At 70.3% G+C, this 26,291-nt stretch carries 24 protein-coding genes and 1 tRNA gene; 13 read left to right on the top strand and 12 right to left on the bottom strand.

Features of this window, described 5'->3' with window-relative positions; translation table 11 throughout:
* Nucleotides 1-338 precede the first annotated feature (338 nt).
* Complete coding sequence (locus MPTA5024_RS07665) at nucleotides 339-1,079, top strand: hypothetical protein (protein WP_036321095.1); 741 nt, start codon at nucleotides 339-341, stop codon at nucleotides 1,077-1,079.
* 274 nt (nucleotides 1,080-1,353) lie between these two features.
* On the opposite strand, the gene MPTA5024_RS40700 is transcribed toward MPTA5024_RS07665, so the two are convergent.
* From MPTA5024_RS40700 to MPTA5024_RS07685, 4 genes are all read right to left on the bottom strand, one after another.
* Nucleotides 1,354-1,536 carry a hypothetical protein gene (locus MPTA5024_RS40700; protein ID WP_157099329.1) on the bottom strand — a complete coding sequence of 61 codons (183 nt, stop codon included), beginning with the start codon at nucleotides 1,534-1,536 and terminating at the stop codon, nucleotides 1,354-1,356.
* A gap of 117 nt (nucleotides 1,537-1,653) precedes the next feature.
* Entirely contained in the window at nucleotides 1,654-2,391 is a 738-nt protein-coding gene (locus MPTA5024_RS07675; protein ID WP_084369491.1) for an NPCBM/NEW2 domain-containing protein, read from the bottom strand.
* A 108-nt stretch (nucleotides 2,392-2,499) separates the two neighbouring features.
* Nucleotides 2,500-3,183, bottom strand: a complete 684-nt coding sequence (locus MPTA5024_RS07680) for a hypothetical protein (protein WP_036321100.1) — start codon at nucleotides 3,181-3,183, stop codon at nucleotides 2,500-2,502.
* A 209-nt stretch (nucleotides 3,184-3,392) separates the two neighbouring features.
* Nucleotides 3,393-4,190: a hypothetical protein gene (locus MPTA5024_RS07685; RefSeq protein WP_157099330.1), complete on the bottom strand. Its 798-nt coding sequence runs from the start codon at nucleotides 4,188-4,190 to the stop codon at nucleotides 3,393-3,395.
* Between the two features lie 316 nt (nucleotides 4,191-4,506).
* Here MPTA5024_RS07685 and MPTA5024_RS07690 point away from each other — a divergent pair, with 316 nt between their 5' ends.
* Nucleotides 4,507-6,027, top strand: coding sequence for a hypothetical protein (locus tag MPTA5024_RS07690; protein WP_036321102.1), 1,521 nt, complete (start codon nucleotides 4,507-4,509; stop codon nucleotides 6,025-6,027).
* Here MPTA5024_RS07690 and MPTA5024_RS07695 read toward each other — a convergent pair.
* A complete protein-coding gene (locus MPTA5024_RS07695) occupies nucleotides 6,024-9,770 on the bottom strand; it encodes an nSTAND1 domain-containing NTPase (RefSeq protein WP_036321103.1) in 3,747 nt (1,248 codons plus the stop codon). The two genes, MPTA5024_RS07690 and MPTA5024_RS07695, sit on opposite strands and share 4 nt — an antisense overlap.
* 554 nt (nucleotides 9,771-10,324) lie before the next feature.
* Nucleotides 10,325-10,398 (bottom strand) — tRNA-Pro (locus tag MPTA5024_RS07700).
* 80 nt (nucleotides 10,399-10,478) lie between these two features.
* On the opposite strand from MPTA5024_RS07700, the gene MPTA5024_RS07705 reads away from it, so the two are divergent.
* Nucleotides 10,479-11,081: a hypothetical protein gene (locus MPTA5024_RS07705; RefSeq protein WP_198167005.1), complete on the top strand. Its 603-nt coding sequence runs from the start codon at nucleotides 10,479-10,481 to the stop codon at nucleotides 11,079-11,081.
* 351 nt (nucleotides 11,082-11,432) lie between these two features.
* Here the strand turns inward: MPTA5024_RS07705 and MPTA5024_RS07710 are convergent, their stop codons facing one another.
* Nucleotides 11,433-11,768 (bottom strand): DUF6458 family protein, encoded by a 336-nt coding sequence (locus MPTA5024_RS07710; RefSeq protein ID WP_036321104.1) that lies wholly within the window; start codon nucleotides 11,766-11,768, stop codon nucleotides 11,433-11,435.
* A gap of 118 nt (nucleotides 11,769-11,886) precedes the next feature.
* Here MPTA5024_RS07710 and MPTA5024_RS41940 point away from each other — a divergent pair, with 118 nt between their 5' ends.
* The 4 genes from MPTA5024_RS41940 to MPTA5024_RS07730 all read left to right on the top strand — a co-directional run bounded on the left by MPTA5024_RS41940 (nucleotide 11,887) and on the right by MPTA5024_RS07730 (nucleotide 14,933).
* A complete protein-coding gene (locus MPTA5024_RS41940) occupies nucleotides 11,887-12,798 on the top strand; it encodes a hypothetical protein (RefSeq protein ID WP_198167006.1) in 912 nt (303 codons plus the stop codon).
* Entirely contained in the window at nucleotides 12,798-13,916 is a 1,119-nt protein-coding gene (locus tag MPTA5024_RS07720) for a hypothetical protein (protein ID WP_051457827.1), read from the top strand. The genes MPTA5024_RS41940 and MPTA5024_RS07720 overlap by 1 nt, the downstream gene beginning before the upstream one ends.
* Nucleotides 13,917-13,923: 7 nt before the next feature.
* A complete protein-coding gene (locus MPTA5024_RS07725; protein ID WP_036321105.1) occupies nucleotides 13,924-14,115 on the top strand; it encodes a hypothetical protein in 192 nt (63 codons plus the stop codon).
* 398 nt (nucleotides 14,116-14,513) lie between these two features.
* Nucleotides 14,514-14,933: a CBS domain-containing protein gene (locus tag MPTA5024_RS07730; RefSeq protein WP_036323560.1), complete on the top strand. Its 420-nt coding sequence runs from the start codon at nucleotides 14,514-14,516 to the stop codon at nucleotides 14,931-14,933.
* A gap of 153 nt (nucleotides 14,934-15,086) precedes the next feature.
* On the opposite strand, the gene MPTA5024_RS07735 is transcribed toward MPTA5024_RS07730, so the two are convergent.
* From MPTA5024_RS07735 to MPTA5024_RS07745, 3 genes are all read right to left on the bottom strand, one after another.
* Nucleotides 15,087-16,391 (bottom strand): NAD(P)/FAD-dependent oxidoreductase, encoded by a 1,305-nt coding sequence (locus MPTA5024_RS07735; protein WP_036321106.1) that lies wholly within the window; start codon nucleotides 16,389-16,391, stop codon nucleotides 15,087-15,089.
* Between the two features lie 19 nt (nucleotides 16,392-16,410).
* On the bottom strand, nucleotides 16,411-16,833 hold the full coding sequence (locus MPTA5024_RS07740) for an ATP-binding protein (RefSeq protein ID WP_051457828.1): 423 nt from the start codon (nucleotides 16,831-16,833) through the stop codon (nucleotides 16,411-16,413).
* A gap of 109 nt (nucleotides 16,834-16,942) precedes the next feature.
* On the bottom strand, nucleotides 16,943-17,701 hold the full coding sequence (locus MPTA5024_RS07745; protein WP_036321107.1) for a SigB/SigF/SigG family RNA polymerase sigma factor: 759 nt from the start codon (nucleotides 17,699-17,701) through the stop codon (nucleotides 16,943-16,945).
* A 208-nt stretch (nucleotides 17,702-17,909) separates the two neighbouring features.
* On the opposite strand from MPTA5024_RS07745, the gene MPTA5024_RS07750 reads away from it, so the two are divergent.
* The gene (locus MPTA5024_RS07750) at nucleotides 17,910-18,266 is read left to right on the top strand and encodes an STAS domain-containing protein (RefSeq protein WP_232326278.1); all 357 of its coding nucleotides are present in this window, start codon (nucleotides 17,910-17,912) and stop codon (nucleotides 18,264-18,266) included.
* 7 nt (nucleotides 18,267-18,273) lie between these two features.
* Here the strand turns inward: MPTA5024_RS07750 and MPTA5024_RS07755 are convergent, their stop codons facing one another.
* Nucleotides 18,274-18,987: a GAF and ANTAR domain-containing protein gene (locus tag MPTA5024_RS07755; protein ID WP_036321110.1), complete on the bottom strand. Its 714-nt coding sequence runs from the start codon at nucleotides 18,985-18,987 to the stop codon at nucleotides 18,274-18,276.
* 97 nt (nucleotides 18,988-19,084) lie between these two features.
* Here MPTA5024_RS07755 and MPTA5024_RS07760 point away from each other — a divergent pair, with 97 nt between their 5' ends.
* From MPTA5024_RS07760 to MPTA5024_RS07780, 5 genes are all read left to right on the top strand, one after another.
* Nucleotides 19,085-20,893 (top strand): SpoIIE family protein phosphatase, encoded by a 1,809-nt coding sequence (locus MPTA5024_RS07760; protein ID WP_232326284.1) that lies wholly within the window; start codon nucleotides 19,085-19,087, stop codon nucleotides 20,891-20,893.
* Between the two features lie 46 nt (nucleotides 20,894-20,939).
* Nucleotides 20,940-21,758, top strand: coding sequence for an MEDS domain-containing protein (locus MPTA5024_RS07765; protein ID WP_084369493.1), 819 nt, complete (start codon nucleotides 20,940-20,942; stop codon nucleotides 21,756-21,758).
* Entirely contained in the window at nucleotides 21,755-22,693 is a 939-nt protein-coding gene (locus MPTA5024_RS07770; protein WP_051457831.1) for a sensor histidine kinase, read from the top strand. Before MPTA5024_RS07765 ends, MPTA5024_RS07770 begins: the two co-directional genes overlap by 4 nt.
* Before the next feature lie 113 nt (nucleotides 22,694-22,806).
* Complete coding sequence (locus MPTA5024_RS07775; RefSeq protein WP_036321112.1) at nucleotides 22,807-23,856, top strand: glycosyltransferase; 1,050 nt, start codon at nucleotides 22,807-22,809, stop codon at nucleotides 23,854-23,856.
* Nucleotides 23,857-23,943: 87 nt separating this feature from the next.
* Nucleotides 23,944-25,188, top strand: a complete 1,245-nt coding sequence (locus MPTA5024_RS07780) for a family 16 glycosylhydrolase (RefSeq protein ID WP_051457832.1) — start codon at nucleotides 23,944-23,946, stop codon at nucleotides 25,186-25,188.
* Here MPTA5024_RS07780 and MPTA5024_RS07785 read toward each other — a convergent pair.
* Nucleotides 25,185-26,246 (bottom strand): PucR family transcriptional regulator, encoded by a 1,062-nt coding sequence (locus MPTA5024_RS07785; protein ID WP_036321113.1) that lies wholly within the window; start codon nucleotides 26,244-26,246, stop codon nucleotides 25,185-25,187. The two genes, MPTA5024_RS07780 and MPTA5024_RS07785, sit on opposite strands and share 4 nt — an antisense overlap.
* Between the last annotated feature and the right edge of the window lie 45 nt (nucleotides 26,247-26,291).

A 26,291-nucleotide genomic window follows, 5' to 3' on the forward strand; every position in this document is an offset into this window, starting at 1 on the left:
GCACAGCGTGAACGGCAACATCGTCGGGCGAAGCATCCATCGATCGCGTTCCGAACCTTCGGAATGTTCCCCCGAGGAAACAAATGACGGTCATTCCTATCCGCGTCGATGACTGGATCAGCGTGACACCGACCGCTGTGGACACCGCCGCCGGAGCACGCCCCGGTCTCGATGCCACCGCTCCCGATGCCGCCGAGCAGCTCGTCAATCTGCCTTGGCCTCTTCCCGTGCCCGTACGCTCCGCTTCCCGGCCGGAACGGCTCGTCGCAGACTGCCTGTATCCGAGCCGCCCGCTCGGCCAGACCGGAAAGGTAATGCTTAGCGTCCGGGCGTGGCGCATGTTCGGCAGGAGGATCTCCCGGGTCCTGCACGTCCGGGAGAACCGCCTGGAACTGCTCAGCCGACGGGCCAAGGAACCGGTGGAAGTGATTGATCTCGGCCCGGTTCCGGCTGACCCCCTGACTGCCGCCCTCGACCGGATGCCAGATCTGCTGACCTTCCCTTCCGAGGCCGCCGTGGAGATCGAGTGCCCCGGCGAGGACGCCGAGCGGGTCGCCGGTCTCGTCACGCCGGTCTTCGACCAGTTCCACGCCGTGGATGACCTGTACGAGTACGACGACTTCCCGGGCGGCGATTACGGCTGGGACGAGGAGGACCGGGACGACCACGACGCGACACGCGAGCGCGCGTGGCCGCCCGAGGACGAGCGCTTCTACCGTTGGTACGAGAAGCTGATCGCCGTCCGGGTCCACATCAACGGCATCCTGCACCTGGCCGCCGGGGTGGACCATCACTGGGTCCTCGTCCCGATGGACCCCCACCAAGAGTTCCCTCCGTTACCTATGCCCAGCCGCTACTACACCGAGGACTCCTACGGCTTCGACGGCGGCTCCCCCATCAGCAACAGCCACTGTTGGACCGGATCGGGCAACATCCGCGACGACCTGCACATCGCGTGGGCCGCCTGGGACGAGGGTGGCGAGGTGCTCATCGCCCGCTGCGACATTGAGGAGTTCGAGCGCCGGATGAAGTCCCTGGGCTACCTGGACCGCCCGGACGAGGACGTGATCAAGGAATGACGGAGCCGACCGGCGGAGGATCGATTCGTCTGGCAGGACGGCGACTGGGGCTACGCCGCTACCGAACTCAAGTCCCTCGGCGGCTGTTCAGTGACCGAGTACGTCGTCGGCAAGGTGGGCCGCCTGGGCCGCCAATGGCGTGCGGGATTGAGGCATGCAGGGATCGTAACGCCGGTAGCCCTCGCCCCCGATCCTGAGCGTCTTCGCTCCCATCACCAGAAGCCGCGGCACCCGCGCTCAAAGTAGTGGCCTGCGGGCTTAGCGAAGGCGCCGGTCACCACGTGTACCTGGTCGGCGCTCCGGTGAACCCGCCAGGTGGCGGGATCTTCAGGATCAGCCCGCCGGACAGTCGCAGGGACGTGGTGGAGGAGACGGCGGCGGGGCCGTCGCTGGCCACAGCGGCGGCCCCGATGACGGCACCCGCGACGGCGTCCAGGGCGACCGTTTTTCTCATCATGGCGGAGATATTGGTGATGTCCTATAAACAGGGCACCTGGAGCGTCCGCAGGTTAAGGAGGAGCGCCGCCCTGCGCTTTCGTCGCCCATGGTGAGGCGGAACCGCGATCAGCAGGCGTCATGGAGACAGAAGCGCATCGCCGAAGACGGCCCCCCTCAAGGCTCCCCCGTCGCTGCCGGCCGTCCGTGTGGCGGCGATCCGCAGTTTGACAAGCCCCTTGACGGACAATTGTACAGCCAGCTGCCTGGCGTACGCGACGCGGACTCTTTTCAGCAGCTTCCCATTGCCGTAAATGGCGAATTCCGAAACCGAGTCGGTGCTCATCACGTCGTTCAGGCCCAGGCTCGCCCTCAAGAACGAATACGATCCGTTGAGGGTGTACTCCACCCAGGACGTCGTCCCCACGCCGTAGGAACTGAGAGCGACGCTGTGCGGGTAATCGTGCCCGTTGATGGCGTACGAACCGCTGCCGTAATTGCCCTGGTAATCCGTGATCTGATCGCCTAGGTCCGCCAGATAGACAGTCGAATCGGTCACGCCGGAGGTGGGGCCGTCGGTCGGCGCCTCGCTCAGGTCGGGGGTGGGCGTGAAGGTCACCGTCGCCCTCGCCGTTACCGTCTGAACTGCGGTCTGAGTGACGGTGTGGGTGACCTCCGCGTTGGGCACCACCTTGCGGACGAGGTCGTCGGGTGCCGCATGGAGAGTGGCGAGTGTACCGACGAGCGTTATCAACGAGGTCACGACCGTGGTCCAAGAAGCGATCCACAAGTTGCCGCGACGATGACGACGTTCAGCCCTCCGGTCCTCCGGCGAGGTGGCATCGTTTTCTAGATGTTCGGGGGTGTTAAGGGTCACCTTTCATCCATTCTCGCAGTCATCACCACAGAGAACCTGCGGAAGCGCCGAGGTGTCCATTCGTGTGCGGCCGTGGAGCCGTTGCGAAAGCATCCGTGGGCGTGACGGTCATCGCGGTGCGAGCCGCCCGATGAGGGTGCCGATGTCACCCGGGAAGGTCCAGCACACGTCTTCAGGACGGCCCTGGGATGGCACATCGTGGCCGCCTCCCGCGTAACGGCGTAGATCCCTCTCCTCCACGGGAGATCGCGGAGCAAGGCTCAACCGCTGCCGGGCGACGACCCCGGCCAGCCAGTGGGCGAACTCCTTCTCGATGACGAGCGGGTTCCAGAACTGGATCGTCCGGCGGCCGGAACGGCAGAGCACGGAAAGGTCGAGATAGACGTCCATGCCGCCGATCAACCTTTTGCTATGACGCAGCAGAAGCCCGGTGAGCCATTCGTGACGGATGTGCCCGATAGCGACCTTGCCAGCGCTGCGTTTGGCTGCTCGGTGCTTGCTGACCGCATTCGCCGCGATAGACAGCGTCAGGCCGACAGCCCCGAATCCGATCCAGCCCCCGCCGGTGTCGAATCTGGTGGTCAGGAATGCGATGCGCCTGTCGGTGACGACCACCTCGGCGCTTTCGGGCAGTTCCCAGTTTCCAGGGTCGCGGACGGTGCATCTGCCGTTCCACAGCACGATCTCGCCTCGTTCGAGGAGCAGGTGCCGACCGTCGGCGGATGCAGGACTCCAGTAAAACCCCGTGGTGTCGCCGATCGCTCTGACCTGGATGAGGTGTTCGGGAAGCATGATCGATTCCTCCGGGTACGAGGGGGATAACGAATGCGTAGCGTGCGGCATCAACAACGACTCCCCGAGCGGTCTGGGCAGAGATCACCGCCGGAGACCACGCCTGGTCCCGGGTTTTTCCGGGCGCGATCCGATCCGCCGGCTGCCCTACTGGACGGCTTCCAAGGGATATTGCCGAGGGGCGGCGCACCCGCGGCCGCCTCCCGGTGTCACTGGCTGTCGCGCAATACAGCGCCGAGTTTCATATCGGGCGCCTGCCCGCACATGTACTCCGTGTTGCTCACCATCAACGGGCTACCCGCCTCCGAATTGTGCAGTTGCACGCCGATATACTTGACCGCGGTGTCGCGTTCCTGAGGGGAGGACGCCAGATACTCTCGGCACGTCGAGTCGGCGGTGAGCGAGGAACTCCAAATCATGCCGGGGCCCCACGAGACCAGCTTGGCGATGATCAACAGGACGAGCAGGACGATCGCCGCAACGGTCTTGGCGCCGTTGGTTTTCCAGAAGTCGTCAGTGGCGGGGGCCGGGGGTTTGTAGCCGTAACGGGGCAGGCTCTCCGCCCTGGCGCCGACCCCCGCTCGCGGGTTGTCCGCCTGCGCGGAAGGGAACACCTTCGCGGCGTCGAACAGGACCGACCGGAACCCGGGGTTCTGCTCCAAATGTTGCTGGACCAGGTACCGCACCACGGCTCGTTCGCCCACACCCCGCGGGTTCTCCTTGAACTTCTTCATCTCGTCGCCGTTTCCGGACGACTGCAGCTGGCCGGCGATGAGCCGATACAGCCAAGCGGCGTGCGCCTCGCCGGACTGATGCGGGGCGCCTGCCGCCAGGCGCATGAAGTAACTAGCGACCACGAACACGACGCGGTCCGCTAAAGCGTCAATATCCACCTTTGTTTCCTGTTCATAGCCGTCCTTTCGCCTGCAGGCAGCATGGACACGGTTTCCAGGCCGCGACGTGGAGGCCGCCGAGCGCGAGTGGACCGTTCCTTCGACGAGCGACACGAGATTTCCTGACCACGGTGATGTGATGGGTGGTACCGCTTCGGACTGCGCAGCTTAGTTCGGGGACATGGGTCGACATGTACCGAGATCGTGTACATGTCGACCCACGGCGGTCAGGTGTCGCCGTCCTCTTCACCACCCCGGCGATCGATGTTCATGGCACGCCTCCTTCGGATCACGATTTCTCACGAGGTCTCGGTGGTGCGCGGACGGCATCAGCAAAACCGGCGTCCGGGCCAGGGGTGAACAGATTCCGCAATGCCCGTACAAGGCCGCACACAGCCGTTATGGTCATGCCGCGCGAGAAGGGGGCAGGGTGCCGAGCAGGAGAGTCCCGAAGTCCGACCACGACAGGATCGACCGCGGCCGTGAGGCGATCAGGATGTGCCTGGACGCCATGAGGGAACGCGGCATGAGCACGACGGCCGCGGAGATCTCCCGCCAGACCGGCGTACCCTCCAGCACGGTCGCCAAGGTCCTGGCGCACGAGCGGAGCGTGCAGCCGGACTTCCTGCGCAAGCTCGGAGAGGCGTCCGGGATCCCCATCACCCGCCTGTTCATGGAGATGGGCTGGCTTCCGGAGAGCGAGGTGATGAACGTGCTCGACGCCTCGCAGCATCTCACGGCCGCGCTGCGCGATCTCGCGCGACTGCGCCCCTATCTAGAGCAGATCGCCACGCCCCCGTTGCCAGCTCCGCTAGCGGCGGCACACGCGCTGCTCGGCGACCCCGTCTCGGCTCAGCGCTTCGAAGTACGGCTCGATCAAATCGTGTGCGGTGGCCGGTACCGCACCCCTGCCATAATCGTGGCGGAGTTCAGCCTCAAGGACGGCGCCCACCCGTTGCCCTTCGACGAGGCGCGGCGACTCGCCGCCGAGTCCGGGGTCCGGCTGTCCGCCGAGGAGGAAGCCAGGAACGACCCCGCATTCTGGTCCGTGCGACTCGAGTTGATGGCACGCACCAGGCGCGTACTCGACGACGGTCAGGAAGCCACCTGGCAGGGCGGTCCCGACCATCGCACCTGGGAGCCGGTGGCCCGCGCCTGGCCGGCCCACCTGCTCGTGCAGGACGCCGTCGGCGGCCGCCAGCGCGCCGCGAGCGTCGCTCCCCGGAGCCTTGACCGTCCCTGCTCCCTGGTGGTCGTGGGCGGCCGGCACGGTACCGGACTTGCCGCCCCGCTGCTGGCCGAGGCGTTGGGGTGGCAGTTCGTGCTCATCAGAGGGGACGTCGAGGTCGCTCCCGACGGGAGAGTCGTCCCGATTCGACAGGACAGCGCGGCAGGCCGGATCAGGGCGTGGATCTCGGCCGCCGAGCGCATAGAGGAGGCCGCGGGCGCGGGCCGACCGTGGCAGGCGGTGATCCTCGTTCGGCCCGCCGCGTTCGACGGCCGACAACGTCATCCCCACCTCGAGGCGCGGGCCTTCGACCTGCTGGCGAGAACACAGGCTCGGGTGATCTACGCGCGTGTTCCCGACGCCTACCTGTCCTGGTGGGGCCGCAGGATCGAGGGCGACCACCTGCCCGGCCGATACGACGGCGAGCGGTGGGCGCGCAGGACGCGTGGGCTGTACGAACGGCTGGAGGGAGTGCTCGGCCGCCGCACCGTTGGCAAGGACCTCCTGATGCACGTTCCGGATCCGGCCGACGAGTTCGCGCCGCATCACCCTGCCATCCCCGACGAGGTCATCGACTGGTCGGCCCGTGTGGCCTGGGCCGCCTTCAACTGGATCGGACGCGAACTCGGCCGAGACGGCGACATCCGCACCGGACGGCTGGCGCAGTGGGCCGACCTGCTTCGCGAGGACTTTCGGCAGGGCGTGCCCGACCTCGACCTCTAGGTCCGGTTCGTGCAGGGCGGGTCGTACGCCTTGTCGGGCACGTACTGCCGCCATTCGGTCGCGGTGATCGCCGTTCCCGTGATCGCGCAGATGTCCGCCGCCACGCGCTCCACGTCGGTGTCCCAGACGCGGACGACGTGATCGGCACCCGAGGTCACCAGCACGTCCGTGCCGGTGTCGTAGGCGTCGGCGAACACGGCCTGGTCCGACGCCGCCAGGGTGGCGAGGAGCACCGGTCGGCGCGGGTCCGACACGTTCCAGGTGAGAACCTCTCCGTTCCCGTCGGTTGCCGTGAGGATCTCGCCGTTGTGGTTGAAGGCCAGCGAGTAGACGTAGTCGCGGGCCCCCGTGAGCGGCCTTCCGATGAGCGCGGGTCGCCGGGGGTCGCGGATGTCCCACAGCCGCACCAGGTCGTCCGCGCCCGCGGTGGCGAGGACGTGACCGTCCGGACTGAACGCGACCATGAGGACGTAGCCGCCGTGTCCCGTGAGAGGGCCCCCCAGTGACACGGGCCGCCATGGGTTGGAGACGTCCCACAGGCGTGCGGTGCCGTCCGCGCTGCCCGCGGCGAGGATACGGCCGTCCGGGCTGAACACGGGCGAGTAGACGTAGTTGCGGAAGTCGGAGATGGGCGCGCCGAGCAGGGACGGATGCTCGACATCGCTGAGGTTCCACAGCCACAGCTTGCTGTCGTCGCCGCCGACCGCGAGCGTCTGGCCGTCAGGGCTGAAGGCGATCGATTCGATGTTCCGTCCCGGGCCCGTCAGGCGAAGCGGATCCGGTCGAGGCCTGTCCGGACTGGTCACGTCCCACAGTTGCACCGCTCCGTCCACGGTGCCCACGGCGAGCGTGCGGGCATCCGGGGTCAGGGCCGCCGCACCCGACGCGGGACTCGAACCGCCCGCATGGGTGATGACCGGACCGAGCGGGACAGGTCGCCGGAAATCGCTCACGTTCCACAGCCGAGCGGTGTCGTCGGAACTCACGGCGGTGAGAACGTGATTGCCGGTGCCGAAGGCTACGGAGAAGATGGGTGCCTGAGCACCGGTCAGTCGGGGTTCCGGGAGCCGCCATCTGCGCGCCGCCCCGTCACCGGCGCTGGTGATGGCGTCGGCGCCGGCGAACACGACCCCTGTCACAGGACCGGGATGGGGCAGCGGCAGGGTTGCGCGCCCGCTGTCCAGGTCCCATATCCAGAGGTTGCTGTCGGAGCTGGCAGCGGCGAGCCACTGCCCGTCCGGGCTGAACGCGACGGAGTTGACCCAGCTCGCAGGGCCCTTCAGCGGGCTTCCCCGCAGTACCGGACGCCGAGGCCTGGTCAGATCCCAGAGACGGACGGTCGTGTCGCCGCTCGCCGCAGCCAGCGTTCTACCGTCGGGGCTGAAAGCGACGGAGTAGACGGTCTTGCCCGCCCCGCGTATCGGCGGCGCGATCGGAACAACATGCCTCGGGTCGGCGACGCTCCACAGACGCACCGTCCTGTCCGCGCTTCCCGCCGCGAGCACTCTCCCATCCGGACTGAACGCCACCGACTGCACGGCGCCGATGGCAGCCGCTACCGGCTCGCCGAGCGCGACCGGCCGGTCCGGGCTCGTGACGTCCCAGAACCTGATGCTTCCGTCCGAAGCGCCGGCGGCGAGGACCCGCCCGTCCGGGCTGAAAGCAACGGAGTAAACGGTACCCGTGGCGGGGAGCGGAGCGCTCAGCACCGAGGCCGAACCCTGCGGGCCGATTTTCCAGAGTCGCACGGTCCGGTCGCCGGAACCGCTGGCGAGGACGTCGCCCGTGGGCCGGAAGGCCAGGGAGAAGACGGTCTCGGCGTGCCCGGTGAGCGGCCCGCCGGCCAGTGCGGGCCTGCCGGCGGCGGCGAGGTTCCACAGCCTGATCTTTCTATCGGCGCCGGACGTCGCCAGCACGTTCCCGCTCACGGCCACCGCTTGCAGGACGGTGCCGGAACTGATCATCCGCGTCACCCCAGGGAGTGGGGAGGACTCCAGGACACTCGCCCGGGCCTCCGCGGTGTGCGCGGTCCGATAGGCGACAAGCGACAACTGCGCAGCCAGGGCGAGATCACTCCTCCTGAGCTTCTGCGCGGTCACGGCCAGTTGCCGGGAGACCGCGACGTCCCGCTGCTCCGCGGCGATGTTTCCTTGCCGGAGGGCGTAGACCGTGGTGAGCGAAGCGACCAGTACCAGCACGACGAGGGCGGCGAGCATCTGCTGAAGGCGGCGCGTACGACGCTTGGACGCACGCACCTCGGCGAACTCGTGCTCGACGCTCGCGTCGAGAAAGTCGCGTTCGAGATGGTTCAGGCCGTCGGCATGGCTGGGCTCTGCCGCCCATTCAGAGGCGACGCTCAAGCGGCTGCCACGGTAGAGCGTGCCGGGGTCCCTCTCCGATTCTCGCCAGACCTCGGCCGCCGCCGTCAGCAGCCGGTGCGTACGCAGCCCCGCCCGGTCGGCGTCGATCCACTCCCGAAGCCGAGGCCATGCCATCAGGAGCGCCTCATGCGCTATCTCGACTTGCTCGGTCTCGATTGTGATCAGCCGGTGGGCGATGAAGCTGTCAAGCACCTCGTGCACGTCGCCGTCCAGCAGATACATCTCGTCGAGGGAGGCCCGGCGACGGGTGTCGCCCGTGTCCTCCGCGACATGCACGAGGCGCAGCAGGATCTGCCGCGCCAACCGCTGCTGAGCGGCATCGAAGCCGTGATAGACGATCTCGGCCGTTCGCGCGACGGCGCCGCGTATCCCCCCGGTTTCCTGGTAGTCCGCGATGGTCAGTTGGTTACGGCTGCTGTGCTCCCACGTACTCAACAGAGCATGGGAAAACAGCGGTAGGGCTCCCGGATCGTGTGCGGCTTCCGTTCCCCGATTCGTCGGCGCGAGATCCCGCAGGATAAGTTCGACCAGCCCTTCCTGCAGGTCGAGGTGGGCCTTGCGGGCAGGCTCCTCGATCGCCGACCTGAGTTCCTCCTCGTTCATCGGCCCCACCGGGATCTGCAGGTCCTGGAGAGCGGGGATCAGCGACCTGTACCGCAGTGCGTGGGGGTAGAAGTCGGCGCGCAGGCAGATCACCGCCGGCCGTGCGACGAGAGCGTTGAGGAACTTCTCACGATCGGCTTCGTCCGCGCCCCCCGTGAAGACCTCCTCGAACTGGTCGACCACGAGAAGGTCTGCGCCGACGTGTTCTGCCAGACGATCCAGGGGTCTCTCCCCCGGGGTGAACAGTGCCACGTCCCAAGCATCCGCGCCGGGGAGAGCTCCTGACTTCAGCGCGGGTATGAGCCCGGCGCGCAGCACGGACGACTTTCCCGACCCTGAAGGACCCACGAGCACCAGCAGGCGACGTTCGGCGATCCGCTGCACGAGGGCCTCGGTGAGACTTTCCCTGCCAAAGAACCACTCGGCGTCCTCGACCTGGAAGCTGGACAGCCCTCGATAGGGCACGGGCGCACTGGCAGGCCGTTTCCCCGGAGCGCGCCGCACGCGGCTGAGCGCTTGGAACCACTCCTCGGCCTGAATCGGATCGATTATTCCGCAAGCCCCGAGGATGTCCTGCAGCAGGTTCCGGGGTTTGACAGGGGGAAGATGACGGCCGCTGAAGTAGCCTCCCAGCGTACTGAAGGGGATTTGGACCAGGTTCGCGACATCGCGAACTGTTAATCCCGCCCGCTCCCTCGCCAGGGTCAGCTGTTGGGAGAACTCCTGACGAGTGCCGATGCTACTCGGGTCGAGAACCACCAGCTAACCTCCTGCAGGCCGAAGACATTCATAAGGATCATCGGCATGCCACACGGCATCGTTGCAGAGAAAACTGGAACTACAACAACATGATTGAGCGGTGGATCAGGAGTACGAAAGAGTGCCCCTGCTCATCGAGTTAGGCGATAACAGAGTGTGCTCTCTAGGCCGAATTGGACGGTACATATTCCGTCATTTAGGACTCTATTTGTTACCTCGATCTAGACGAGCGACGCTGATGAAGTCGGCTACAAGCTGACGACCACCGTCGCACATCTCGACCAGAGTCCGGGGCGCCCCGCGGTTGAGGCGACTCGCCGATTAAGAGGCCGCCACTACCTGGTCGGCTGTCGCCTCGGCGACCTCGTCGTCGCCGTAGATTCACTCGCATCTGAACACGCCCAAGGCACCGGGCTGGTCAACCCCTCGAATCCGGTGACACGCTGGACATACATCTGCGCCGGGAGGGCGGCTCTTGATGGCACCTGGGTGACACAAGAGAAAGCCACAGCATCCGATCTCGGATACTGTGGCCCTGACCTGCTAGAACTCTGTCGGGACGGCGGGATTTGAACCCACGACCCCTTGACCCCCAGTCAAGTGCGCTGCCAAACTGCGCTACGTCCCGGCGCCCAGTCTCCCGGGCGACTCCCCAACCTTAGCGTAGTTTCCGGCCGCGTGCGTACCTGAAGCCCTAGGCTGTGGATCATGGGGAGGAAGCCTCGCATCGACCAGGGCGAGCTCGCCCGGCTGGCCGCCGAGGGGTGGTCGAACGCCAGGCTGGCTGAGCACTTCGGCGTATCCGAGTCCGGGATCCTGCAGGCGAAACGGGCAGCCGGGCTGTCCAAGCCGATGACCGACCACAGCCGGGCCCTGCCCTGGCGGCTGCGGCGCGAGCACAGCCAGAGCGGGCCGGCCACGAACCTGCGCAACCTGTCGGCCGTCGCCCAGGGACGCCCGGCGCCCAAGGACAAGGTCGCGACCGCCGTACGGTGGGCGTCGCGGCTCGTGGACGGCGGCCTCGACATCGCGTACGACCAGGAGCGCGGCTTCCATGAGGTCCCCGCCAGGGGCGCGTCCCACATCGCCCGCGTCCTCGCTGAGGCGCGCGCGGTCCTGGACGACGCAAGCGAAACCGCCGCGCATCCGGCCGACGACACAACCGGCGGCACCCAGAACGCGAGCGACGACGCAGGCGGGGGCGCCGCGCCTGCGACCACGACGGCAGACGAGTCCACGGGCGCTCCGCGCTCGAATACGACGGCGGACGACGTAACCGGAAGCCCTCCGCGTCCCACTACTCAGATGTGAACCCCTCCAACGGCGAGCCCGTCGACCGGGCCAGGGCCGGCGACGTGTCCGCGTTCCGTGATCTGGTACGGCGGCACCGGTCGATGGCCCGCCGGACCCGGTGTTCCTGCTGTTCGGGGTCACGCTGCGCGGGGGGCCGTCCGCGTCCGTGACGCCGATTCCGGGATGGTGACGTCCTGACCCCTTTCCCGATTCGCGAAGCCCGGACGCCGGAACACGGAAGCCGTTCACGCGAAAACCCGCGGCCGTGCCGTCGCGTGAATTCTCTTATCGCGGCGGGTCACGGCCGGCGGGTATAGGCGCGTGTCACGGCCGGCGTGAAAGCGGATCGCGGCCGACGAGGGAAACGGCTCAGATGTCGTCGCGGCCGAGGGGCCTGGTCTCGTCCCGCACGTGGACGTGGCGCTCACCCGGGTTCACCGTGGCGTGCGACTCGGTCTCGTGCACGTGGACGTGCGGTTCGGCGGCCGGGTCGACGGTGTACACGACGTCGGGCTCAACCACGTCGACCGTGTCCTCCGCCTGCGGGCGGCGCGTGTACAGACCGGTCAGCAACGCACCGGCGACGCCGACGGCCATCAGGATCCAGCCGATCATCTGCAGGTCGATCCCGGGTACGTCCCATTTCACGGCGAACGCGAGAACAGCGCCGACGGCGATGAAGGCGAGACTGGCTCCGAAGCCCATGGCTACCTCCTCTGCTGGTAGACCCGCCTTTACCCGCGAAATCGCTTATTACGCAACGCGTGAAGGCCGCTTTCCAGGGCAGTGCGGATGAACAACGCACTCACCCCTGGAGGCAGGTATGAACGCCGTAGCATGGGTGGCCGTCGTCATAGTCGTGGTGCTGGCGATCCTGGCAATCGGCTACTTCGTGTCACGTCAGAACCGGCGACGTCATCTGCAAGACCGTTTCGGGCCCGAGTACGACCGGGCCGTGCGGGAGAGCGACAGCCGTAAGGCCGCCGAGCAGGAGCTGCTCGCGCGTGAGGAGCGGCACGCCCAGCTCGACATCCGCCCGCTCGCGCCGGAGGCCCGGGAGACCTACACCCGCAAGTGGACCGAGGTCCAGGAGCGGTTCGTTGACGCCCCCGGCTTCGCCGTCACCGAGGCGGACGCCCTGGTCACAGCCGTCATGGCGGACCGCGGCTACCCGACCGACGACTTCGAGCAGCGCCTGAGCGACCTGTCCGTGGCGCACGCCGCCACGCTCGACCACTACCGCCAGGCCCACGACATCAGCAGCCGCGCCGCCCGGCAGGACGCCACCACCGAGGAGCTCCGCCAGGCGATGGTCCACTATCGCGCCCTGTTCCAGGAGCTCCTGGAGGCCGGCGCCGGCGATCGCGACGACCGGACGACCGCCGCAGGCGCCGTCCCCGCCGATTCCGTGACCACCGACACCGCCACCGCCGACCCTGCCACCGCCGACACCGTGAACGCCGGCCGGTTCGACGACACCGCCACCGCCGACGAGCGTGTGACCGACGAGCGTGTCCGTGACGACCGGCTCCGTGACGACCAGCTCCGTGACGACCGCGCCGCCGCCGACCGTGTCGCCGCCGAACGGGCCGCCGCGCAGCGCGCCGAGGACGACCGCGCCGACGACCGGACCGGCGGACGCCGCCTGGACGACCCGGTCGACGAGGACATGACCACCGGTTCCGTGAACGGCCGGCACGCCGCCCGTTCCGACAGCAGGGAGGCGGGCCGCTGATGCGCACCGATCACCAGCCCGAGCGGCGCGACGACCTGACCGAGCGGCCCACCCCCGAGTCTCCCGAGCCGCTGGAGGAGGAGGCGCGCCGGGAGGAGGCCCTGGCCGCCCGCCGCGACGAGCACGAGGGCCCCGGCCCGGTCTTCTCCCCCGCGGGAGCGCGGGAGGCCGGCACGGCCGCGGACGAGCCCGTCGACACCACCGTCCCCGGCGAGCGCGACTCCTTCACCCGCGACTTCACCCGCGACGGCCGTTCCGGCTCTGACGTGGACGGCACCCGGGACGACCGTCCCGGCTCCGGTCTGGACGCCGGCGACCGCTCCGGTCTGGACCCCCGCGACGGCTACGGCTCCGAGCTGGACGACGACCGTACGGCAGCCGGCGCCGGGACGTTCGAGGGCGCCGGGGACCGCGACCGTGATCCCGCCCTCACCGGCGACCGCACGGGAGACCGCACCGGGTATCGCCCTGACGACGTCCTCGCGCCGGAGGCGGCTCCCGCGAGCCGGACCGACGACGCCTCGGTCGTCGCCCCCGTCGACCGGAGCGACGACCCCCTCGACGACGACCCCGACCGCAGGGACGACGCCCTCAGCGCCGACCCCGCGAACCGGCCCGACCTCGGCGCGGACGACACGGACGGCGACGCGGCGGATCCCCTCGACCGTCCGGCGTCCGAGGCCCACCGGCGGGACGGCGGCTCGTTCGCCTCGGATCCCGCGCTGGGACCGGACGACACGCAGCCCGACACCGGCGTCGCCGGTGACGTCCGGGTCGCGGGCGCGCCCATCGTCGTCGCCCCCGCCGCGAGCCCGGGCTCCGCACCGGACATGACTCACGTCGCCACTCCGGTCACCTCCGCGGCCCCCGCCGGCACCGACGGGCTCGCCGAGGACGTCGACCAGCGGTGGCGCGAGATCAAGGCCGGGTTCGTGGACGACCCGCGCCAGTCGGTCGAGCAGGCGGACGCCCTGGTGGACGAGGCGCTCGCCGTGTTCACGAAGCGGCGCCAGTCGCTCCTCGACCAGTGGAAGAACAGTGAGAACTCCGACACCGAGGCGCTGCGGCTCGCCCTGCGCGAGTACCACACGCTTCTCCTTCAGCTGAACGGAAAGTGAGGTAGCCATGCTGGCCATCGCCGCGGCGGTCGTCTTCGGGATCGCCTTCCTCCTCGATCTCCTCAACGCGAGCATCGGCATCGGGCTGACGGCCCTGCTGGCCCTGGGCCTGTGCCTGCTCGCGCTCCACCAGGCCGGCGTGGGCACGGCGGGCGTCAACTCCTGGCGTGGCGGCGGCTGGCGCCGAGCCCGCCGCTGACGCCCTCCCACCGACGACGGCGGTCCCGCCCCGGGCCAGCCGTCGGGCCCGTCCGGCACCGCCGCCACCGCGGCATCGCCTCATCACTGAGGCACCGCCCGCCACCTCGTGGCGCGGCCCCGGCCGCGAGAGCGGCGGTGAGGACGGGCAACAGAACGGCGCGGACACAGCGGAACGGCACGGAACACGATCGGCACGGACACGGGAACCGGCCGACAGCGCCGCTCCCCCACGAACGGGCCCGTGCGCCACTGTGGAGACGGCCTGGCGAGCACGGGCCCCGGAGGACCGCCGGCAGCCGAACCGGCGGTCCTCCGGCAGGCGGAATCCCGCCTCCGCCCACCCCCGTAACCCCCATCATGAAGACACCGGCGTTCCCCCGCCCCGAGGAGACCGAGATGCCGCGCAGAGTCGAAGACGTCATGACCCCCGACCCGGTGACGCTGCCGGAGGAGGCGACGGTCGTGAAGGCGGCCAAGCTGATGCGCGACCAGGGCATCGGCGACGTGCTCGTGGTCAGTGGCGACCAGCTCCGCGGCGTCGTCACCGACCGGGACATCGTCGTACGGGCGGTCGCCGAGGGCCGGGACACCGCCGCGACCCCGCTCGCGACGCTGTGCACGTCCGACGTGATCACGGTGGGCCCGGAGGACGACCCCGAGGAGGTCGTCCGGCTGATGCGCGACAAGGCGGTCAGGAGGGTCCCCGTGGTCGTCGACGGACGGCCGGTCGGGATCGTCACCCTCAGCGACCTCGCGGTCGAGTGGGCGCCCGCCTCGCCGATGTCCGACATCGCGGTGACCCCGCCCAACGCCTAGCCCGACGCCCAAGCCCGACACCTGGGCCGACAGCCTGGGCCGGCGTCGACCGGAACGACGCCGGACCGCAGAGACGTGCCGCGCGACCTCACGGGCCTTGGTCGCGCGGCACTCTGCTGCGCGCGAGCAGCCGTCTCAAGCTCTGCGAAGCGCCTAACTGCCGCTGCGGGCGGCGAGCGTGAACTCCTCGCGCGGATGCTGGATCGCGCCCAGCGAGACGATCTCCCGCGGGAAGAAGAGCCCGAGCGTCCAGTCCATCAGGATCCGGGTCTTCTTGTTCACGGTCGGCATCCGGGTGAGATGGTAGGTCCGGTGCATGAACCAGGCCGGGAAGCCGCGCAGCTCCCTGCCGTAGATCTGGGCCACGCCCTTGTACAGGCCGAGGCTCGCCACCGACCCGGCGTTCTTGTGCATGTACGGCCGGCAGCGCTCGCCCCTGATCGTCGCGATGAGGTTGTCCGCGAGCCGCCGGGCCTGCCGTACGGCGTGCTGGGCGTTGGGCGGGCACGTCTGGCCGGGCCGGGTGAGGTCGGGAACGGCGGCAGAGTCGCCGGCGGCGAAGGCGAAATCGGTGCCCTCGATGCGCAGGAAGGCGTCGGCCTTGATCCTGCCCCGCTCGTCGACGGGCAGGTCGCCCGACTTGACCAGCGGATTCGGCTTCACGCCGGCCGTCCAGACCAGGGTGTCGGAGTCGAACTCGTCGCCGTCGTCGAGCACGATGCGGCCGCCCTCCGCCGACTTGAGCCGGGTGCGGGTGCGCACGTCGATGCCGCGCCTGCGCAGCTCCTCGGCCGTCCAGCGGCCCATGTCTGCCCCGACCTCGGGCAGGATGCGGTCGGTCGCCTCGACCAGGACCCACCGCATGTCCTCCCGGCGGATGCCGTCGAAGTACTTGCAGGCGTCGCGGGCCATGTCCTCCAGCTCGGCCATCGCCTCCACACCAGCGTACCCCGCGCCGACGAAGACGAAGGTCAGCGCGCGGCGGCGCACCTCCTCGTCCGGGGTGGACGCGGCCACGTCCATCTGGCCGAGAACGTGGTTGCGCAGGTGGATGGCCTCCTCCACCGTCTTGAACCCGATGCCCGTCTCGGCGAGTCCGGGGATCGGCAGCAGCCGGGAGATCGAGCCGGCCGCGAAGACCAGGTAGTCGTAGTCGAGCGTGAGCCTCGGGCCCTCGTGCGGGCTGAACTCCGCCCTTCGCTGGTCCAGGCGTACGGAGGTGACCCGGCCGCTGAGGATCCGGCAGGACGGCAGGACCCGGCGCAGCGGGACCACCACGTGCCGCGCCTCGATGTTCCCGGCGGCCGCCTCGGGCAGGAACGGCTGGTAGGTCATGTAGGAGTCGAGGTCCGCGACCGTGACGTGCGCCTCGCCCCGGCGAAGCCTGCGCTGCAGGCGGAGCGCTGTGTACATGCCGACGTATCCGCCGCCGACTATCAGGATCCGTGGGACAGCCATGGGTGTCCCCTACCCCGCTCTAAAGGGGGAAACGCATCGTAACGGTCGTCCCGCTGGGCTCGGCGGACACCTGGAGATCGGTGCTGAGCAGGCGGGCGACCCACAGGCCCATGCCGCTGGTCGCGTTCTCGGGGGGCGGCGTCTGGCCGGGGACGCCCTCGGGACGCCAGTGCCGGCCGTCGTCGTGCACGGCGACCACGAGCTCTCCGCCGTCGGCCCAGATCCGGAGCCTCGCCTTGGTCGAGCCGTGGGTGACGGCGTTGGTCGCGACCTCGTTCAGCGCGACCAGGAAGTCGCCGAGGGCGTCCTCGGCCATGCCGCGGCGACGGGCCTCGGCGGCGGCGAACTCCCGCAGGTCGGGCAGATCGGCTAAGGAGAAGGCCCGCTCCCTGGCCGCTCTGGCGACGTGCGCCGGAACGCCGTCCTCTTTCACCCGGTACACGCCTCCCCCCGCATGTCGCTCGATCAAACCTGGTGGGCCGTGGCACCGACGAAGATACTCCGGGATACCGCCAGGTCATAGGCGGCATCCCGGGCATCCCGCTGCATCGTCATCCCGCGACGAGCTCCGCCCGGAGCTGGTCGAGGGTCTTGCGGAGGATCCGCGAGACGTGCATCTGCGATATGTCGAACTCCGCCGCGATCTCGGCCTGGGTCATGTTGCCATAGAAGCGCAGCAGGAGAATGTTCTTCTCCCGCTCGGGGAGGTGGTCGATGAGCGGCTTGACGGCCTCCCTGTCCACCAGCATGTCCAGGGCGTCGTCCTCCTCAGGGATGACGTCGCCGAGCGCCGCCGCGTCGTCGTCGGCCCCGATCGGGGCGTCGAGGGAGAGCGTGCTGTAGGCGGCGGAGGCGTCCATCGTGAGGATCATGTCCTCTTCGGAGATGCCCATCTTCTTGGCGAGCTCGGCGACGGTGGGGAACCGGCCGAGCTCCTGGGTCATGTCGGCGACGTGCCGGTTCAGCTCGGCGCGGCGCTCCTGGTAGAGGCGGGGAACCCGTACGGCCCAGGTGCGGTCGCGGAAGTGCCGCTTGACCTCACCGGTCATCGTGACCATGGCGTAGCCCCGGAAGCTGTGGCCGAGGCTGGCGTCGAAGCCGTTGATGGCCTTCATCAGGCCGACGTAGGCGGCCTGGAGGAGGTCCTCCATCGGCTCGCCGCGGTTCAGGTACCGCCGGGCGATGTCCCTCGCCATGGGGCGGTGCATCTCGACGATCATCTCACGGAGGCGTTCCCGCCGCTCCTGGGACAGCCCGTCCTGGGCCAGCTCGTCCAGAAGCTCCTCGGCGGTCGGATTGCTGACGGTCACTCCACGGACCTCGGCAGCCATCTGCGCAGTCCCCTCGTATTTTCTTTGCGAGGACGCTGCCGTGCCGGGATCACCATGCAGAAGGCGCGCCTCGCTACAGTATCGAGACGAGGCCCTCTGCTGGACCTCTGGTCAAGTATATTGCCGCAAATCCGGGAGTATCACCACCCCTTCGGCACCAGTAATGTTGCCGCAGAGGAGGCGCGAGGTGTCTAACAACGGACTGCTGTCCCTGTCGTCCACGATGGCGGGAGACATAGTGGTGATCCATGTCAACGGCGTCCTCGACGCCACGACGCGTGAGCAGTTCTCGGACTACCTGGACGCCGCGGCCGACGACCACGGCCCCGACATGATCCTCGACCTGGGCGCCGTCACGTTCATGGACTCGCGGGCGCTCGGCCTGATCGTGCACCACTGGCAGCGGTCCACCACGGCGGGGGGCAACTTCGCCCTGGTCTCCGTGCAGTACCCCAACTCCAAGGTCATGTGGGTGACCGGGCTGTCCCAGCGCCTCCCGCTGTTCGACACGCTCGACGACGCCCTGACGGCCTTCGCCGCGTAACCCCGGCTCACGCCGGGGCCGCTCCCCCGTGCTTCTGCTGGTGCTCGGTCACCAGGAGCTTGGCCAGGTCGGCGACCTTGACCTGGTGGTGCTGGGACACCCTCCGCAACTCCTCGAACGCCTCCTCGGCCGAGCACCCGCTCTTCGACATGATGATCCCCTTGGCCTGGTCGATGACCGACCGGCCGGCCAGCGCCTCCTGCATCTGGGCCGCGCCGGTGAGCACGTCGTCGAACTCCCAGATGTTGGCCAGCGCCACCGTGACCTGCTCGCGCAGAAGCGGGGTCACCGCGTCGCCGGAGGCGGCGAACACGCCGGGCCGCACGCCGTACAGGCCGATGATCACGACGGCGGTGTCGACCTCGATGGGGACCACGAGCACCGAGCGGACGCCGTGCCGCACGGCGGTGGCGGCGTACCGGGGCCAGCGGGGGTCACGGATCACGTCGGGGACCACGACGGGCCGCCCGGACGACAGCGCCTCCCTCGACGGCCCCTCACGCAGGTCGCGTTCACGGTCGATCAGTGAGGTGAGCTCGCTGTGGGAGGCCGCGAGCAGCACCCGCTCCTCCGTCCACAGCTCGGCCGTGCCGCCCGCGCACCCGGGCACCCCGCGGGCCACGGCCTCGGTGATGCCGCGCAGGACGCTTTCGAGGGACGTGCCCTCGGTCACACGGCCGAGGGCGGCGAGGTCACGCGCGAGGATGGACGTCGTCTCCATGGTAGAAAGACCATTCCCATAGTTGCGGGCTTATTCCAGGCTGGATCGATTAGACCCGGTCTTTGGCGTAGCGTCTACGTCGAGAGAGGGGGGCAGCTTGCCCGACATCGCCGAGCTTGAGCGCGCGCTGAGCGGGCTCGCCGACCGTATCGCCACCCTACGGGACGACCCCAGGCCGCAGGCCGCCCTCCAGGGGCTGGAGGAGGCCGAGGAGCTGGTCAGGGCCGCCCTCGCCGAGCTCGCCCGCAGCCGCAGGCGCAAGGACGGCGGCAGCCAGCGCGAGCAGAAGCTGCTGCGCCAGGTCTTCCGCTCGCTGCCCGTCCCGGTGATCATCATGGACACCGGCGGCACGGTGCGGCGGATCAACAACGAGACGACGCGCCTGCTCGGCAGCCCCGCCGGATATCTCATCGGCCGCGCCTTCCCCCTGCTGATCGACGTGTCGAGCCGGGCCGCGTTCCGCGCGCGGTTCACCTCGGTCCTGCACGGCGAGGAGAACGCGTCGTTCCAGACCCGGCTGGCCCATCAGGGCCGCGCCCACACCGTACGGCTGGTGCTGAGCCGGTTGCGCATGCCGGGTGAGCCGCAGGAGATGATCGCGGCGGTCGCGCTGCCGACGGAGGTGCAGCTGCCCGAGCCGGCCGCGCCGGCGGGGAGCTCGCCCGACGAGCCCGCGATCATGGCGGCGGCCCGGCGGCACGAACTGCTGTCCCGGCTGACCCGGCTGCTGCTCGACGAGGAGAGCCTGCGGGAGCCGGTGGCGCTGCTGCGCACGGCGCGCCTGCTCGCGGCCGAGACCGCCGACTGGGTCATCGCCGACGTGCTGCGGGACGGCGTCGCGCGGCGGGCCACCGTGATCGCCCCGAGCGACCAGCCGGTGGGCCGCCTGCAGCGGGTCGTGGAGGAGACCCCGCCGCGGCTCGACCCCGTCGTCGAGCGGGTCCTGACCACGGAGAGCGGGATCGTGCACGAGATGCTCACGGACGAGTCGCTGCTCGGCGGGGACGTCCTGCAGCAGATGCGGGCCGGGTCGCTGCTCAGCGTGCCGATCCGGACCGACGACGAGGTCCGGGGCGTGCTCACGCTGGTGCGGCTGCGCGACCGGCCGCCGTTCGGGCTGGCCGACCTCGGCCTGCTGGAGGAGATCGGGCTCCACCTGGGCCTCGCGATGCAGGCGCAGCGCGGCTTCCAGCGGCGGGCGCAGGCGGCCGAGACCCTCCAGACGGGCGTGCTCCCCCGGACGCTGCCGGACGTCCCCGGCTTCGAGATCGGCGCCGTGTACCACCCCGGGTCGGGGATGCGCGCGATCGGCGGCGAGTTCTACGACGTGTTCCCCGTGAAGAGCGGCTGGGGCTTCGTCATCGGCAGCGCGGCCGGCCGGGGCGAGGAGGCCGCCTCCGTCACCGCCATGGTCCGCAACGGGCTGCGGGTGCTGAGCGTGTGGGAGAACGACCCCGGGGAGGCGCTCCGCAAAATCAACGACGCGCTGGTGGCGCAGCGGACCGGCCTGTTCGTCATGGCCGCGGCCGGGTTCGTGCGCGGCAGGAAGATCAGGCTGGCCTCGGCGGGGCACCACCCGGCCGCGCTGCTGCAGGCGGGGGGCGGGGTCCGCTTCTCGGAGGGCGGCGGCGTGCCGCTCGGGTTCGAGGAGGGCTCGGTGCCCGCCACAGAGGAGATCACGCTGGCCGCGGGCGAGACGCTCGTGCTCTACTCGGACGGCCTCGTCGGCTCGCAGAGCCCGGCCGGGGAGACGTACGGCGAGGGGCGCCTGACCGAGGTGCTCGCGCGGTGCGCGGGCCAGCCGCCGGGCGCCGTCGTGAAGGCCGTCGAGGAGGACCACCGGGCGTTCTCCGGCACCCACGCCGTGGACGAGATCACCCTGCTCACGCTGCGCCGGGCCCGCTGAGGATTTGCCGCCCGGCCCCGGCTGGTGGTGGACTTGACCGGTGGGAATGCGGCCTGGGGACCACCGCGCGGTGGCCTTCTCCGACGAGGCGGAGCTGGAGCCGGTGCTCGCTCCGTACGTGTCGGAGGGGCTGGCGGGGGGCGACCGCGTGCTCTACCTCACCGACGTCACGCATCCCGCGGTCGCGACCGGCCTGCTGCGCGGGTGGGGCGTCGACACCGGCTGCCACGTCGCCGCCCGCCGCCTCGACGTGCGCCACATCGAGGTGTACGACGCCGACAGGATGCTGGGCGACCTGGCGGAGGCGGCGCGGCTGGCCCGGGCCGACGGGTATCGGGCCTTACGTGTCACGACCGAGATGAGCTGGGGGCTGCGTGAGGGCGCCGACCGGCTCGCCGACTTCGAGAGCCGGGTGCACGGCCTGTTCTCCGAGGGGACGGCCCTCGGCCTGTGCCAGTACGACCGCCGCCTGTTCCCGCCGGTTGTTTTGGCCGATCTGTACCGGATACATCAAGAGCCGGACAGTGACCTGGAGTTCGACGGAGCGCTCCTCCGGATCCGCCGCACCGTCGAGCCCGCCGGCATACGGGTGGAGGGCGACGTGGAGGCGAGCACGCTGGAGCCGTTGACGAGGTCGCTGCGGGCGGCGGCCTCCCGCGGCCGGGGCGACGTGCACGTCGACCTCGGCGGCGTCTCGTTCATCGATCTGTCCGGTTTGCGGGCCCTGCTCGAGACCGCCGGCTCGCTGGGAAGCCGGCGCTCCCTCGTCCTGGAACGGGTCCCCGACCACGTGCGGCAGCTGATCCTGCTGATCGGCTGGGACGGCACCCCCGGACTGCGCCTGGGCGGGAGCGACCGCCGATGACCGAGATGATCCACCAGGTGAGCCTGTACGGCTCGGACGAGGAGTTCCTCGAGGTCGCCGTGCCCTTCGTCCGGGACGGCATCGACCACGGCGAGCCCGTGCTCGTCACCACCACCTCGGCCAACCTCGACCTGGTCGGCGGGGCGCTGGGCGCCGACGCGGACCGGGTCGACTACGCCGAGAGCGCCTACTTCGGCCGCCGGACCGCCCAGCGCGCGACCGCGTTCCTGCGGTACTGGCGGCGCAACGCCGGGCGCGGCCGGGTGCGCGTCCTGGCCGAGCCGGTGTGGCCGGGACGGTCGGAGCGTGACGTGCTCGCCTGGACGCGCATGGAGTCGGCGCTCAACCTGCTCCTCGCGGGCACCGGCGTCTGGATGATCTGCCCGTACGACCTGCGCGCGGTCGGCCGCGACGTCGCGGAGGACGCGCTGCGCACCCACCCGTCGGTGAGCCCCGACGGCAGGCGGGCCGAGGCGTCGCCCGCCTACGCCGACCCCGCGGCGTTCATCGGCGCGTGCGACGCCGCGCCGCTGCCCGCGCCTCCCGGCGACGCCGTGACCGCGACGGCCGAGGTGCTGCCCGACGTGCGCGCCTTCGTGACCGAGGAGGCCGGGCGGCGGGGGGTGACCGGGGAACACGCCGTGATGCCGGCCCTCGCCGTCCACGAGGCCGCCCGATACCTGGGACTGCCGGTCACGATCCGGGTGTGGGAGACGTCCGGCGGGCTGGTGTGGGACCTGAGCGCGGCCGGGGACGGCGGGACGGCCGGCCACGACCCCCTGGCCGGTTTCGTGCCGCCGGACGCCGGGGAAAGGGCCGACGAGGGGCTGTGGCTGGCCCGACAGGTGTGCGACCATGTGGACATCCGCTCCGGCAGGGGTTCCCGCACGATACGGCTGCAGGCGGCGACCTCCCGCCTGCAGGAGAGTGGATGATTTTTCCCGATTAGGCGTTTAGCGCGAATCAGAGTAAGGTAAACAACCTCACAACGATCGTGCCTAGGACGCAGGCACACCTTTTCAAGCGCCTTCCTGTCTTGAGGTGTGCCATGGATATCGCGATCGTCTCCGCTCACGAGCTCACGCCCGACACTCCCGCCATCGCCCGCGAGCTGGCCCGCGGCCACCACGTCACCGTGTACACGCGTTCGAGGGTCAAGGGCGCCGCCGTCGAGCACGTGCCCGCCGGCCCCGACGTCGAGCTGTCGGAGAGCGATCTCCTCCCGTACATCTCCGACTTCAGCGCCGGGCTGCGCAGCCGGTGGAGGGAGCACCGCCCGGACATCATCCACGCGTACTCGTGGTCGAGCGGGCTGGCCGCCATCGCCGGGTCCGAGGGCCTCGGGGTGCCGGTCACGCAGACGTTCCACGGGCACGGCGACGCCGCCACCCCGGCCCCGGTACGGCGCCTGGAGTGCGCCATCGGCCGCCGGGCCCGGGCCGTCATCGCCAACTGCGCCGACGAGGAGGACGAGCTGATCCGGATGGGCGTCCCGCGGCGCAACATCTCGGTCGTCCCCCACGGCGTCGACATCGAGCGCTTCCGCCGCCAGGGCCCCGCGTTCCCGCGCGGCGACCGGCCGCGGCTGCTGCACGTCGGGCACGTCGGCGCGGCCAGCGCGGTGAACGCGCTGCGGGCCGTCCCCGAGGCCGAGCTGGTGGTCGCGGGCGGCGACGACCCGAGCGTCGAGCGCCTGCGCATCCTGGCCAAGGAGCGCGGGGTCGCCGAGCGCGTCGAGATGCTCGGCGAGGTGCCGCACACCGCGATGCCGAAGCTCATGCGCAGCGTCGACCTCGTCCTGTCGCTGCCGTCGACCGTCCCGACGGGTACGGCCGCGCTGGAGGCCATGGCCTGCGGCATCCCGGTCATCGCCTCGGCCTCGGGCGCGCACCTCGACTCGGTCGTCGACGGCGTCACCGGTTACCTGATCCGCCCGGACCGGCCGCTGGAGATCGCCGCCCGCATCCGCAGGCTCCTCGGCGACGCCACCCTCCGCACGGCCATCGGATACGCCGCCGCGGACCGGGCCCGCTCCCGCTACTCCGTCGAGCGCATCAGCGCCGAGCTGCTGCGGGTCTACGAGCGCACCTGCGCCTGAGCGGTTGCGCAATCGGCATTATGCCGTTATTGAAGTGAAATCCTGTGATTAGATGCGTCCATGTCACTTCATGGGCCTGGTTTAGCCGTGGCGGCGGCGACGCTCATCGCCGCCGCCACCGCGTGTTCGAGCGCAGACTCCACGAAGGTCTTCACCGCCGCCGGCGAGTCCGGGACGCAGGCGACCGCCGCGTCGGCCGGCGGTCACGGGGCGACCGTCACCGCCACCCCTGCCGCGGTGCCCCCCGCCTCCGAACCCGTGAGCGAGCCGGAGGCCATCCCCTCTCCCGTCCCCTCCCCGACGCGGAGCACGCCGCCCCGGCCGTCCCCCACCGAGACGCCCGAGCCGCCGCTGCGGCTGGCCGCCCCGGCGCGGCTGCGCCCGCACCCCAAGCGGGTCGACATCGTGGAGCCGGAGCCCGAGCCCGGAGGGAACGACTACGTGATCTCCGACCAGCCGCCGTCCGGGATCGAGCCCATCCCCGAGGTGCAGGGCGGCGGCCAGGAGACCCGCCCGCCGCGGCCGCACCCCTCGCGCCCGTCGTCCGGGTGGGGAGGCTCCGGATCACAGGGCTCGCAGGGCTCCCAGGGCGCGGGCGGGTCCACCGGGTCCGACGGCGCGGCCGGGTCCACCGGCTCGGGCGGCGCGGGCGGCTCCTCGAGCGGGACCACCACCGGCGCCCAGTGGGGCCAGCCGATCCTTGTCGAGGACTTCGACGGCAGCCGGATCGACCAGAGCCGGTGGAGCGTCTACGACTCCCCCAACGCGAGCGTCAACCCCCGCACGTACCAGGCCACGAGCGTCGGCGGCGGCGTGCTGAAGATGACGGGCGGCTTCTACGGCGGCAAGGACCTGTCCGGCGGCGTCGCCAGCTCCATCACCCAGAAGTACGGCCGGTGGGAGGTGCGCCTGCGGGCCGAGAAGGGCGCCGGCTACAGCGCGGTCGCGCTGCTGTGGCCCGAGCGGCAGAACGACCCGGAGTACAGCGAGATCGACTTCACCGAGATCATCGACCCCACCCGGCAGACCGGCGGCATCTACGTCCACAAGGGGCAGCAGGGCCAGGCCCAGAACGAGATGCGCGCCGACTTCACCCAGTGGCACACGGTCGCGGTCGACTGGCTGCCCGACCGGCTGACGTTCTGGCTCGATGGCACGATGGTCTGGAACTACACCGGCGACCGGATCCCCCGCTCCCAGCGGATGGGCCTGACCCTGCAGAACGACGTGGTCTGCAACCAGTGGTCGCCCTGCCGAAACGCCTCGACGCCGAAGACCGTCAGCATGTACGTCGACTGGGTCCGCGTCTACCGCGCCCCCGCCGGGGTCTAGGGACCGGTCAGCGCGGCGGCCTTGAGCGACAGGTGGAGGAGCAGGCGGTCCTCGCCGTCGGCGAGGTCGAGGCCGGTGAGGTGCTCGGCCTTGCCGAGCCGGTAGTACAGCGTCTGCCGGTGCACGCCCAGCAGCGCCGCCGTCTCCTTCACCTGCCCGGCGTGGTCCAGATACGCCTCGACGGAGCCGGCCAGGTCGCCCCCGGCGGCCCACAGGGCGGCCGACTCGGCGGCGAGGTCGGCGAGGTCCCGGTGGGACAGCCGGGCCAGCATGCGGTAGGCGCCGAGGTCCGGCCAGCTCGCGACCGGGCCCTGCCGGGGGACGTGCTCGGCCACCCGCAGGGCGAGCAACGCCTCCCGCCAGCTCTCCCACGCCTCCTGGGGGTCGTCGCGGACTCCCCCCACGCCGGCGGCCGTGCCGTACAGGCCCTGCGTCCGCCGCGCGACCTCCCCCGCCTGGGAGGCGGGGGCGAGGACCGCGAGCAGCGGTTCGCCGAGGTCGGGGTCGGCGAGCACGCCGCGCGGCAGCGTCCAGGGGCCCTCGGCGTCGCCGGGCGGAGTGCGCACGGCCACCGCCGCCACAGGCCCCTCGGCGTCCACCGACACCGAGGCCCGGGTGGCCGGGTCGGTGGAGAAGAAGGCCCGCAGCGGGGCGTGCCGTCCCCGGGCCTCCCGGGCCAGCAGCGCCGCCGCCCGGGCCATGAGAGGGGCCACGGCGGCCAGGCGCTCGTCGGTCAGCGCGCCCGAGTCGATCAGCCACAGGTACCCGTACGTTACGCCGCCGTGCCGCAGGGGCACGCAGACACGGCCCAGCATGCCGGGCAGGCCGGGAATCCGCACCGGGGCGGTGGCCGTGGCGATGCCGTACGCCTCGAAGTGGGCGCGCACCTCCGCCGTGGCGCGCCGGCGCAGGATCGACTCCTGCCGCACCCGGTCGACGTCGCCGATCTGCGCACCGTACGCGAGCAGGTTGAACGAACGGTCCTCCAAGGTGACCGAGGCGTCGAGCAACCGGGAGATCTCATCGACGATGTCCTGCATGGTGACATTGTTGTGCATTTGTAGGAAAAGCCTGTGGCGGATGTCCGTGGAACCTGGGTGACG

This window comes from Microbispora sp. ATCC PTA-5024, from assembly GCF_000511135.2.
GTDB lineage: Bacteria > Actinomycetota > Actinomycetes > Streptosporangiales > Streptosporangiaceae > Microbispora > Microbispora corallina.